The 11352-nt window shown below is 70.1% G+C and carries 9 protein-coding genes; 8 read left to right on the top strand and 1 reads right to left on the bottom strand.

Annotated features, from left to right (window positions below; all coding sequences use genetic code 11):
* Positions 1-95 precede the first annotated feature (95 nt).
* Complete coding sequence (locus IEZ31_RS54725; protein ID WP_190258109.1) at positions 96-953, top strand: enoyl-CoA hydratase; 858 nt, start codon at positions 96-98, stop codon at positions 951-953.
* A gap of 16 nt (positions 954-969) precedes the next feature.
* A complete protein-coding gene (locus tag IEZ31_RS54720) occupies positions 970-1500 on the top strand; it encodes a hypothetical protein (RefSeq protein ID WP_190258108.1) in 531 nt (176 codons plus the stop codon).
* A 70-nt stretch (positions 1501-1570) separates the two neighbouring features.
* Here the strand turns inward: IEZ31_RS54720 and IEZ31_RS54715 are convergent, their stop codons facing one another.
* Positions 1571-2386 carry an SDR family oxidoreductase gene (locus IEZ31_RS54715; RefSeq protein WP_190258107.1) on the bottom strand — a complete coding sequence of 272 codons (816 nt, stop codon included), beginning with the start codon at positions 2384-2386 and terminating at the stop codon, positions 1571-1573.
* Positions 2387-2713: 327 nt separating this feature from the next.
* On the opposite strand from IEZ31_RS54715, the gene IEZ31_RS54710 reads away from it, so the two are divergent.
* The 6 genes from IEZ31_RS54710 to IEZ31_RS54685 all read left to right on the top strand — a co-directional run bounded on the left by IEZ31_RS54710 (position 2714) and on the right by IEZ31_RS54685 (position 11279).
* The gene (locus IEZ31_RS54710; RefSeq protein WP_190258106.1) at positions 2714-4927 is read left to right on the top strand and encodes an ATP-binding protein; all 2214 of its coding nucleotides are present in this window, start codon (positions 2714-2716) and stop codon (positions 4925-4927) included.
* Position 4928: 1 nt separating this feature from the next.
* Complete coding sequence (locus IEZ31_RS54705) at positions 4929-7742, top strand: branched-chain amino acid ABC transporter permease/ATP-binding protein (RefSeq protein ID WP_190258105.1); 2814 nt, start codon at positions 4929-4931, stop codon at positions 7740-7742.
* Entirely contained in the window at positions 7739-7960 is a 222-nt protein-coding gene (locus IEZ31_RS54700) for a hypothetical protein (RefSeq protein ID WP_190258104.1), read from the top strand. Before IEZ31_RS54705 ends, IEZ31_RS54700 begins: the two co-directional genes overlap by 4 nt.
* A complete protein-coding gene (locus tag IEZ31_RS54695; RefSeq protein ID WP_190258103.1) occupies positions 7957-9375 on the top strand; it encodes an ABC transporter substrate-binding protein in 1419 nt (472 codons plus the stop codon). The genes IEZ31_RS54700 and IEZ31_RS54695 overlap by 4 nt, the downstream gene beginning before the upstream one ends.
* A 69-nt stretch (positions 9376-9444) precedes the next feature.
* The gene (locus IEZ31_RS54690; RefSeq protein ID WP_190258102.1) at positions 9445-10362 is read left to right on the top strand and encodes an alpha/beta fold hydrolase; all 918 of its coding nucleotides are present in this window, start codon (positions 9445-9447) and stop codon (positions 10360-10362) included.
* Positions 10359-11279, top strand: a complete 921-nt coding sequence (locus IEZ31_RS54685; protein ID WP_190258101.1) for an alpha/beta fold hydrolase — start codon at positions 10359-10361, stop codon at positions 11277-11279. The genes IEZ31_RS54690 and IEZ31_RS54685 overlap by 4 nt, the downstream gene beginning before the upstream one ends.
* Positions 11280-11352: the final 73 nt, after the last annotated feature.

The raw sequence follows: 11352 nt of genomic DNA, 5'->3' as shown, positions 1-11352 counted from the left end.
CTCCATCGAGTTCATCGACCAGCCACTGCGCGACGACTCCGGCAAGGTACGCCGCAGCAAGATGCGTGACGAAGCCATCGAAAGGATGAAGAGCAATGCCTGAGACCACCCCCGAGACCGGCTTCGAGAGGATCCGCTACGACGTTCCCGCCGAGCACGTCGCCCGGATCACGCTGGCGCGCCCGGAGCTGCGCAACGCGCAGGACTACCAGATGCTCCACGAGCTGGACACCGCGTTCCAGAAGGCCACGACTGACGACGAGATCAAGGTGATCGTCCTGGCGGCGGACGGACCGCACTTCTCCTCCGGTCACGACCTGACCAACAGCGCAAGCGGCGCCGACTTCGAGCCGCACTGCATGACCGGTGGCTACCTCCAGCCCGGCCAGGCCGGCGGGATGGCCAACGAGGAGGAGTTCTATCTCGGGATGTGCTGGCGCTGGCGCAACGTCCCGAAGCCGACGATCGCCCAGGTGCAGGGCAAGGTGATCGCGGGTGGCTTGATGTTGGTCTGGCCGATGGACATCATCATCGCCAGTGAGGACGCCTCGTTCTCCGACCCGACGGTCGCGTTCGCCGTCAACGGCCACGAGTACCACACCCACACGTGGGAGCTCGGGGCGCGCAAGGCCAAGGAGATGCTCTTCCGCAGCAACGCACTCACCGCCGAGGAGTGTCGCCAGCTCGGCATGGTCAACCACGTGGTGGCGCGGGCCGACCTCGAGAAGTTCACGCTGGAGATGGCATCGGAGATCGCCCGGCGCCCGGCATTCGGGCTCAAGCTGGCGAAGCTGTCGGTCAACGGTGCACTGGAGGCGCAAGGCCAGTTCAACGCCCTGCGCCATGCCTTCGCCCTGCACCAGGCCGGCCACGCCAACGCGCGCGCAGTCTTCAACGGAATCCCGGTCGATCCCATGGGCATCGACGTCATCCGCCAACTCTCCAAATCCTAGACCGGAAGGATTCCACGTGCGCAAGATCATTCTGATGGCCGCGGCCGTGAGCCTGGCGCTGGTCGCGGGCTGCGGCGAGAGCACCGAGGACGTGGACGCCGGCCAAACGCCCTCGGCCTCGGGCTCGCCCTCGACATCGGCGCCGAGCAGCGAGAAGACGGACGGCGGAGGGGTGGCCTACTTCCAGACCAAGCTGACGCCCGACGCGAACGTCGCGGCGGGCACGGTGCTGACCGCGACCGCTACCGGTGCCAAGCCCTCGACCTCGTACTACTGCCTGGTCGCTGCGTACTCCACCGAGCAGGCCGGTGTCTCGGCGCCGCTGATGTCCTCGTTGACGAAGGTGGAATCCGGCGCTGACGGGAGCCTCGCCTGCAAGGTGACGTACCAGCCGTTCGAGGCGCAGGACACCAGGGGCGTCGTGCGGCATTGCCCGACGACGGCCGCGGACCGCAAGGATGGGTTCCTGTGCGGCGTCGCGCTGGCCGACGCAGCCACCACCGGCGCGCTCTCGGCCTCCGTCGCGAGCTTCACGCCCGCGGAGTAGCGCTCGAACCGCCGCGGGGCGGCACGACCCTTGGTCGTACCGCCCCGCATGCTCCGGGAGGCCCCGGCCCTCAGGAGACGCCGGATGCCGCCGCGGGGAACGCGTCGAGCAAGGCTTCCGCCCGCATCTTCACGTACGGCGCGATCTCGCTGTCGGTGAGGATCCAGGTCGCCTTCGACTCCATCCCGGCGAGCACCATTTCACCCACGACGTCGATCGAGAGCCCGGTGCTGATGTAGTCCTCGGTGCTCTTGCGGGCGGCGGCTCGCTGGCCGAGACCCGCCGCGGAGCCGAGGGTGTCGGTGCTGCGCAGGATGTTGGTGGCCACCGCGGCGGGACACAGCACGCTCACGTCGATGCCGTACTTGGCGGCCGCGTGCTTCAGTGACTCCGACATTCCGACGATCGCATACTTCGAGGTCGTGTAGAGGACGTTCGGCCCGGCAACGAGCCCGGCGCCCGAGGCCGTGTTGACCACGTACCCGCCCTTGCCGCGCTCGATCATCCGTGGCAGGAACGTCTGGACGCCATTGATCACCCCGTGCACGTTGACCCCCATGACCAGGTCCCATTGCTCGTACTGCAAACGGGGCAGTGATGAGTACGGCGCGATGCCGGCGTTGTTGAACAGCAGGTCGACCGGGCCGAGACTCGACTCGGCCTCGTCGGCGACCGCGGCGAACGCCTCGCGGTCGCGCACGTCGAGCCGGTAGGTCTCGACGCCGGTCAGTGCGGCGAGCTCCCCCTTGCCGGAGGCCAGCGCCGCCTCGTCGATGTCGGCCAATGCCAGACGTACACCACGCTTGGCCAGCGCTCGCGCGATCCCGAGGCCGATTCCCTGGCCACCGCCGGTGATGAAGGCGACCGATCCCTTCCATTCCCTCACAAGACTGCCCTGCTCCCTGGTCATCACTTCTCTATGTCGGATGGTTGACCCTATGATAACCAGCACAGGAGCTTGTTGGCCTCATGTCACACAGCGGCAGAGGGAGATCCGAAGACATGGCGAGCATCGAGCGGGGCGGTGATCGCGCAAGCCGGGGCGACGCCGCCTGCCTCGGCAGCTCGGACACCGTGAAGGTCACCGCCAGGCGCTGAGCGGCCAGAGCATGCGTCGCCGACCAGCGCGGCGCTGGTCGGCCCGACGCAAAGCCCGCCCAGCGTGCCGCCTGACCACCGCGTCATGACCCCAGTACACCGTGAAGGGACGCCGATGACTGACGAAGATCGCGCTACGCCCCGTGATCCGCGATTACTCGCCTCCGTCGTGCTGGACCGGGACTCGACCCGCCACCACCACGGATCCGACGACGATGGCCTGCGTGCCGCCGAAGCAGCCCTCAAGACCGCAGCCGAGCCGGAGGCGACCTTCAAGGACGTCATGAGCGCTGGCGGCCGGATGACCCTCGGGGTGCTCTTCGGCCTGGCCCTGATCGACAGCGTGGACAACGCGATGTTCACGGTCTTCGCACCCGACATCCGCGAGTCGCTCCGGATCAGCTCCTCCGCGGTGGCCGTGGTCGGTGCGCTGGCCGGCGTGATGGTCTCCCTCGGGGCGCTGCCGCTGGGCTCGCTGGGTGATCGCTTCCGTCGCACCTTCATCGCCGGCCTGTGCACGCTCGGTTGGGCGGTGGCCGCCGCCGGCCTCGGACTCGTCCAGGCGCTGTGGCAGCTGGTCATCGTGCGCATCATCGCCGGCCTCGGCAAGGCGAACGAGGGGCCGATCCAGGGCTCGCTCCTCGCCGACACCTACCCGCCGGCCGGACGCGGCCGGGTCTTCGGCGTCCATCGCAGTGCCCTGCCGCTCGGCATCGTGCTCGGTCCGGTGCTCGCCGCCGCGGTCGCCGTGGCCGTGCCGGGCGACCGGGACGCCTGGCGGTGGGCCTTCGCCGTCCTGGCCGTGCCGGCCGTCATCCTGGCGCTGGGTGTACTCCGTCTGCCCGAGCCCGCGCGGGGACGATTCGAGCAGGAGGCACTCCTCGGCGGCGAGCTGCCGCCCGATCCCGACGCGCTCCCCGTCACGCTCGCAGCCGCGTTCGCGCGGCTGAAGAAGATCCGCACCTTCTACTTCGTGATGGCCGCGCTCGGCGCGTTCGGCCTCTGCGTCACCACCGTCCCGATCTACCTCAGCCTCATTCTCGAGGACCACTTCGGCCAGGGTGTCGAGGCGCGCGGCATGATCGGCGCCGTCACCGCGCTCGGGGGCCTCATCGGCGCCGCGCTGGGCGGCGTGTACAGCGACCGCCTCTTCCGCCGCAGCCCCGAAGCATGCCTGTACATGGGCAGCGGCGCCCTCGCCGCCCTCGGCGTCGGGTTCGGCATCCAGGCATACGCCCCCAACGTCGCGATCTACGTCGTCGTCGGCCTGATCACCTCGGCGATCCTCTTCTTCGGCCTCGTCCCCCTGACCCTCGTCGTCGCGTCGGTCACTCCTACCGAGTTCCGCGCCACGGCCTTCGCCCTCGTCGGGCTCTACCTGGCCCTGGTCGGTGGTCTCGGCGGCGCCCTGGTGACCGGTCTGGCCGAGGAGTCGTGGGGTGCGCGGGCCGCGATCGCCGTGGTCGCGCCCGCGGCCTCCGTCCTCGCCGGGATCATCCTCGCCAGCAGCGCCGGACACCTGCGCGGTGACATCGCGCGCGCCGCTGCCGACCTCCTCGAGGAGCGCACCGAGCGGCTGCGCCTTGCCCGGGGAGACGAGATGCCGCTCCTCCAGGTCAGTCACCTCGACTTCTCCTACGGCCCGGTCCAGGTCCTCTTCGACGTCTCGCTCGAGGTCCGCCAAGGGGAGACCCTCGCGCTGCTCGGCACCAACGGCGCCGGCAAGTCGAGCCTGCTGCGGGTCATCTCCGGCCTCGAGCACGCCGACCGCGGCGCGGTGCGCATCTCTGGTCGCACTGTCACCTACGCCGATCCGGCGACCCGGGTGAAGCTCGGCATCGTCCAGGTGCCCGGTGGCCGGTCGGTCTACCCCAACCTGAGCGTCTCGGACAATCTGCTCATCGGCGGGTACACGCTGCTCGGCGACTCCCGCAACCTCGAGCAGCGGGCCCACGACGTACTCGAGCGGTTCCCGCTCCTGCGGCAGAGGCTCGACCAGCCGGCGGGCACGCTCTCCGGCGGCGAGCAGCAGATGCTCGGCCTGGCCACCGCGATGCTGCTGCGACCGGAGATCCTGCTCATCGACGAGCTCTCCCTCGGCCTCTCGCCGGTCATGGTGCAGGAGGTGCTCGCGATCATCGAAGGGTTGAAGGCCGACGGTCTGACGATGGTCATCGTCGAGCAGTCGGTGAAGATCGCCCTCTCGATCGCCGACCGAGCCGTCTTCATGGAGAAGGGGCAGGTCCGCTTCGAGGGCCCGGCCCACGAGCTCGCGCACCGCGACGACCTGGTGCGCGCGGTCTTCCTCGGAAAGGGCGCAGGTGCCTGAGATGGACATCCCCGCTACGACGTGGTCGATCACGTCCGACATGCTGGTCTTCGGACTCCTCACCGGCCTGGCCTACGCGATCCTCGCCGCTGGCATCGTGCTGGTCTACCGCGCCACCAAGGTGATCAACCTCGCGCACGGTGAGATCGGCGCCTTCGGTGCGGTGCTGCTGGCCAAGATGGTGCTGGACTGGCACTGGAACTTCTGGCTAGCGCTGGCGGCCACCCTGGTGTGTGGCGCCGCGATCGGCGCCGTCGTCGAGATGGGCGTCATCCGAAGGCTTGCGAAGGCGCCGCGCCTGATCCTGCTCGTGGCCACGCTGGGCGTCGGCCAGCTGGTCTTCCTCGGACGCGTGCTGCTCCCCGAGATGGAGAACTACGGCTCCTTCCCCTCGCCGTTGGACCGCGAGGCCAACATCGGCGGAGTGGTCCTGAGTTCCCCGCACTTCATGATGCTGGCCTTCGTGCCGGCGGTGATCGTCGGGCTGACTGTCTTCCTGACCAGGACGCCGTTCGGCCTCGCGGTCCGTGCCTCGGCCGACAACCCCGACCGGGCCAAGCTCGCCGGTGTCCCGGTGATGCGCGTCTCGACGACCGTGTGGGCGATCTCCGGTGCGCTGGCGGTGCTGACCGTGGCGCTGCTCAACCCGATGACCGGCGCGGTCGTCGGCCTCCCGACCGCCTCGGTCGGTCCTGGTCTGCTCGTCCACGCGCTCGCTGCGGCGCTGGTCGGTGGTCTGACGTCGATGCCGCGGGCCATGGTGGGCGGCCTCGCGGTGGGACTGATCGAGACGGTGATGGTGTCCAACGGGGCGCCCACCGGTTCGCCCGAGCTGGTCCTGTTCCTGGCGATCCTGGTCCTGACCCTCCTGCGCCGCCCCGGCATGGGCGGTGGCGCCGACGGCCTCGGCATCACCGTGAAGACCCCGCCGATCCCGAGCGCGATGCGCAACGTGTGGTGGGTGCGTCGCTCCGGTCTCATCGGTGCCGTCGTCGCGGTGGCTGTCGCGGCTCTCCTCCCGCTGGTCTTCACCACCTCGGCGGACCAGTACATGTTCACCAGAGTCCTGATCTTCGCGTTGGTCGGGCTCTCGGTGACCGTCCTCGCCGGTTGGGCGGGCCAGCTCACCCTGGGGCAGTTCGGCTTCGTCGGGATCGGCGCGCTCGTGGCCACGCAGCTTGCCTCGAACGGTGTCCCGTTCCTCGCCGCGGTCGCGCAGGGTGCGGTCGCCGGTGGCCTCGCCGCCTTCGTCGTCGGGCTCCCCGCCCTGCGCGTCGAGGGCCCGTTCCTCGCCGTGACGACGCTCGCGTTCGCGGTGGCGTGCCAGTCGTGGCTCTACGGGCAGGGAATCTTCGGCGAGGGGCCGACCTATACCTTCCCCGCTCAGCGGCTGTTCGGCCTCGACCTCTCCTCCGAGCGCACGTTCTACCTGCTCACGCTGGCGATCGTCGTCGTCTGTGCCGCAGCGGTCGTTCGCCTGCGACGCACCGGCGCCGGCATCTCGATGATCGCGGTGCGGGACAACGACCGGGCGGCCTCCAGCTTCGCGGTCGCCCCGGTCGGTGCGAAGCTCTCGGCCTTCATCTTCGCCGGCGCGCTGGCCGGCCTGGCCGGTGGCCTCTACGCCGCGGCGGCCGGTCAGTACGGCCTCGCCTCCGCTACGTCGCCGGCGATCTTCGGTCCGGAGCAGTCGACCTTGATCATCTCGATGGTCGTCATCGGCGGCCTGGGCCGAGTCTCCGGCTCCATCCTGGGCGCGATCTATCTGATCGGCCTGCCGGCCGTGCTGGGTGACTCGTTCTCGGTGAGCCTGGCCACCTCCGGCATCGGCGTCCTGGTGCTGATCCTCTTCCTGCCCGGGGGACTGACCCAGCTCGGACTGACCGCCCGTTCGGCGATCCTCAGCCACCTCACCCGCGGGCGTGCTGCGGTCCCGGACCCGGTGCGGCCACCGATCGAGACCTTGCCGCGTCCCGAGCCGGTCCTCGTTACCGACCCTGCCGCGCCGGCGATCGCGGTCACCGGCGTGAACGTGAGCTTCGGCGGCCGCATCGCGCTCAAGGACGCCTCCCTGACCGTCGCGCGGGGCGAGGTCGTCGGCGTGATCGGGGCCAACGGCGCCGGGAAGTCGACCCTGATGAACGTGATCAGTGGCTTCGTGCGACCGCAGTCGGGCCGTATCGAGATCGGCGGCGTCGACGTCACGTCATTCGCCCCGCACCAGCGTGCGGCCCTGGGGATGGGCCGCGTCTTCCAGGACGCGCGCCTCTTCGGCGACTTGACCGTGCACGAGACCGTTCGGGTGGCATTGGAGGCCCGCGATCGCTCGGCGTTCGTCCCGTCGCTCCTCGCGCTGCCCGGAGGGTGGGCGCGTGAGCGGAGGAAGTTCGCGGACGCCGACAGCTACATCGACTTCCTCGGGCTCGGCCGGTACGCACACTCGCTCACCTCCGAGCTCTCCACCGGCACTCGCCGCATCGTCGAGATGTGCTGCCTGCTCGCCCAGGGGGCCGACGTGCTGATGCTCGACGAGCCGACCGGCGGTGTGGCCCAGAAGGAATCCGAGGCGTTCGGCCCGCTGATCAAGAGCATCCAGCGCGAACTGTCGGCCACCGTGGTCATCATCGAGCACGACATGCCGCTGACCATGTCGATCTCCGACCGGATGTACTGCTATTCGGCCGGTCAGCTGATCGCCGAGGGCACCCCGGAGGTCGTCCGCGACAATCCCGATGTCGTCGCCGCCTACCTCGGCACCGACCGGCGCGCGATCGAGCGCAGTGACAGCCTCATCAGCGCTGGGGGATCGGCATGACCGACCGCGATCGCACCCACCGGCCCCGTCCCGTGCTGGGCCTGTCCGCCGGCCAGTGGCAGACGATCCTCCTCGCCCTGATCCTCGCCGCTGCCCTCCTCGCCGCGACGCTGCCCCCCGTCCTGGACGCACACGACGGCGCCCGGCAGCGCGGCGATGCTGCCGCCTGCCCGAACCCCGCCGAACTCCGCACTCGCTGCCCCGAGGGAGACCGATGAACCCCCCACCGCATACTGAGCACTTCCGCGTGGTGGCACCCGCTCGCGCCTACGGCGTGCTCGTTGCCCTGTCCGGCCTGCTCCTCGCCGTCGGCCTGGCGATCCCGCTCGGGCTGGCGTCCTCGGCGCCGTCCACGGCCGGTGCGGGCCGGTCCGGCAGCGGTCCCATCGAGCTCGATGGTGACAACATCGGCGCCGGTTCGGGTGGTCGGACCGGCACCTCGACGGCCGACCAAATCACCGACGTGGCCCAGGGCGTCACCGACACCACGATCAAGGTCGGCGTCATGATGCTCGACCTCTCCGCCGCCGAGCCACTGGGCCTCGGCCTGCCGAACTTCAGCGTCGACCTCCAGCGGGCGGCCTACCAGTCGCTGTTCGACAAGATCAACGCTGGAGGCGGCATCAAGGGACGGGCGATCCAGCCCGTCTACACCAGCTGGGATCCCCTCACGACGACGGGGGAGCACTCGGACAAGGCGATCTGCATCCATCTCGCCAAGGATGAGAGGGTCTTCGCCATCCTCGGCACCAACGACGCCAGCCGCTGCGTGGGGCCCCAGTACCAGCTGCCCGTCGTCGCCATGATGCCCTCCCTCGAGCAGGTCTACCGGGACTCGCACGGCCTCCTGGTCAGTCTCGACCCCGCACTCGAGCGGACCGGTCGCAACTGGGCGTCGATCCTGCTGAAGGCCGGTCAGGTGGAGGGCCGAACGCTGGGTGCGGTCGCCGTCGCCGACGGCGCCATCAGCCAGCTGCCGGTCAAGGCCGCGGCCGACAAGCTCGCCGAGCTCGGCCACCCGCTGGCCGTCCTGGGAGAGCTCGACCCGGCCAACAGCATCGCGCAGGTCCCCGCGCTCATCCAGAAGATGAAGTCGGCCGGCGTCGACTCGGTCATGCTCGGCACCGACTTCGCCAACGCACTGCGCTTCATCGCCCTCGCCGAGTCCCAGCACTTCTATCCGCAGTACCTCACCAGCGACATCGGGGCGCTCGCCGCCAACGGCGTCCTGGCCAACGCCGGGGACAGCTTCGACGGTGCGGTCGGGTTCACGGCCAGTGCCTGGCCGGCCGAAGGGCAGGTGGAGACGCCCGAGAACACCGCCTGTATCCAGCAGTACAACGAGACCACCGACGCCCCCGACGTCCCGATCGGCGAGGAAAACGCCGTGGCGATCATCTGCGCGGTCGTGGAGGTCTTCGCCAACGCGGCCACGGCCGCCGGGGATGCCCTGAACCCCCGGACCTTCGTCCAGGCCGTCGAAGGCCTCGGCACGATCGACGGGCTGCCCGCAGTGCTGCCGGGCTCGTACGGACCGGGGAAGACCGACTACGCCGACCGGCTCCAGCCGGTCCGTTGGTCGAGCAAGACGAAGAGCTACTCCATCGACGGCAAGCCGATCTCCGTGAACTAGCCCGCGTATCGCACGCGCACCGAGCCGGGTGCGCGATTTCCGACGATCCAAAGAGGGGGTTCCGTCGCCATGAGCACCATGACGCCGGAGTGGTTCAGTGCCGCACTCGGAAGCCGTCCCGACGAGGGCACGACCGACGTGGACGGCACCTCGATCACGTATCGGGCCTGGGGCGATGCCGGCATGCCGGGCGTCGTGCTCGTTCACGGCGGCGCAGCGCATGCGCACTGGTGGGACCACATCGGCCCGCTGCTCGTCGAGGGGCGGCGGCGCGTGGTCGCGGTCGACCTCTCGGGTCACGGTGACAGCGGTCGCCGCGAGCGCTACGAGCTCGACATCTGGGCGGAGGAGGTGCTCGCCGCGGCCGCGTCCGGTGGCATCGAGGGCCCACCGGTCGTCATCGGGCACAGCATGGGTGGCTTCGTCACGCTCCGGGCCGCCGCCCTCTTCGGATCACGCCTCCACGGGGCTGTCGTCGTCGACTCGCCGGTCAGGGAGCTCACGCCCGAGGAGCGGGCGGCACGCGCTGGACAGGCATTCGGACCGTTGCGGGTCTACGCCACGCTCGAGGAGGGAATGACGCATTTCCGCTCGGTGCCGGACCAGCCCGCTCTCGACTACGTCACCCGCCACGTGGCCCGGCACTCGCTGCGTCGCGTCGACGACGGCTGGACGTGGAAGTTCGACCCGCGCGTCTTCGTCCGGGCCCACCTGGGACCCTCGGTGCTCACCCGGCTCGAGTGCCGGATCGCGCTCCTCCGTGGTGAGCACGGGATCCTCTCCCAGCAGATGAGCGAGGTGATGTACGACCGGCTCGGCCGTGCGGCTCCGGTCATCGAGATCCCCGACGCCGGACACCACATCATGCTCGACCAGCCGCTCGCGCTGGCCACCGCACTGCGCACGCTCCTGGCCGACTGGGATCACTCCCAGCCCAGCACCGGCCCGGTCGCCGTCGGAGCACGCCTGCAAGGCCGCGCCGGATGAGCGGCGCCGCGCCGTGGAGCGCCGGGTACACGCGCCGCTTCTTCGAACACGGCGGCGGGACGGTCAGCTGGCTGGAGCTGACCGATCCGGCGCGTCCGCCGGCCCTCCCCGTCGTGCTGGTCCATGGGATGCAGGGGACCGCGCTCGAGCACTGTGGCGTGGGCCGCCGCCTCGGCGCTCCGGCGTACCTGCTGGACCTGCGCGCCCACGGCCGGTCCTCGCCGGCCCCGTCGAACCCGGACGCCGGCTCCGTGGCCGATCAGGTCGCGATCGTGACGGCCTTCATCCGCGAGGTCGTCGGCCGCCCGGTGGTACTCGTCGGCAATTCCTTCGGGGCGATGATCTGTGCCCTCGCGACGCGCTCGGCACCGGACGACGTGCTCGGGCTGGCGCTCATCGGACCGGCGGTGCGGCCCTCGCGTCTGCCCATCGACCCGGTCCGCTCCCTGCAATGGCTGATCGTCAAGGCACCCCGGGCCCGGGCGGCCTTCGACCGTGACGTCCAGGCGGGGAAGCGCCCCGAAGACCCGGATGCCCTCGTCGCCAGCGCGACGCCCTACCTCGACCTGATCCCGCAGGCATACCTCCAGGAGTTGCGCGCCGAACCGGAGCCCGCCTGGTCCGTCCGCGACCCGGACGGCCGGGCCGCACTGTGGCGCAGCCGTAACGACGCCCTGGTGCAGCTGAGCCGCCCACGCCGATGGATCGGCCTGCTCAGCGAGCTGACCCCGCCCGCGCTGTGGCTGCACGGGCTCGATGACCCGCTCATGCCCGCAGCCACGGCCGAGACCGTTCGCCGCCTCCTGCGGCGGTGGGAGGTGGTCACGCTCGGTGCCACCGGGCACATCCCGCACCTGGAACGGGCCGAGGAGACCGCCGCGATCCTCCAGGAGTGGCTGGGTTCGACGGGCCTCTAGATCCTTGGGTTTGAGAATCTGGACAGGAGAGTCAGGTTTTCAAGCTGGGTTTTTGGAGGCGGGCTCGAGTGAT

It is taken from the genome of Dactylosporangium sucinum, from assembly GCF_014647515.1.
Classification (GTDB): Bacteria; Actinomycetota; Actinomycetes; order Mycobacteriales; family Micromonosporaceae; genus Dactylosporangium; species Dactylosporangium sucinum.
The sequence above is the reverse complement of the archived record's forward strand: the minus strand, read 5'-3'. Positions and strand labels throughout refer to the sequence as shown.

What these genes read in the sequence shown, in the direction of transcription:
- IEZ31_RS54700 (WP_190258104.1), top strand. Translation starts at nt 7,739, where the DNA reads ATGACCGACCGCGATCGCACCCACCGGCCCCGTCCCGTGCTGGGCCTG.
- IEZ31_RS54685 (WP_190258101.1), top strand. Translation starts at nt 10,359, where the DNA reads ATGAGCGGCGCCGCGCCGTGGAGCGCCGGGTACACGCGCCGCTTCTTC.
- IEZ31_RS54695 (WP_190258103.1), top strand. Translation starts at nt 7,957, where the DNA reads ATGAACCCCCCACCGCATACTGAGCACTTCCGCGTGGTGGCACCCGCT.
- IEZ31_RS54705 (WP_190258105.1), top strand. Translation starts at nt 4,929, where the DNA reads ATGGACATCCCCGCTACGACGTGGTCGATCACGTCCGACATGCTGGTC.
- IEZ31_RS54725 (WP_190258109.1), top strand. Translation starts at nt 96, where the DNA reads ATGCCTGAGACCACCCCCGAGACCGGCTTCGAGAGGATCCGCTACGAC.
- IEZ31_RS54710 (WP_190258106.1), top strand. Translation starts at nt 2,714, where the DNA reads ATGACTGACGAAGATCGCGCTACGCCCCGTGATCCGCGATTACTCGCC.
- IEZ31_RS54690 (WP_190258102.1), top strand. Translation starts at nt 9,445, where the DNA reads ATGAGCACCATGACGCCGGAGTGGTTCAGTGCCGCACTCGGAAGCCGT.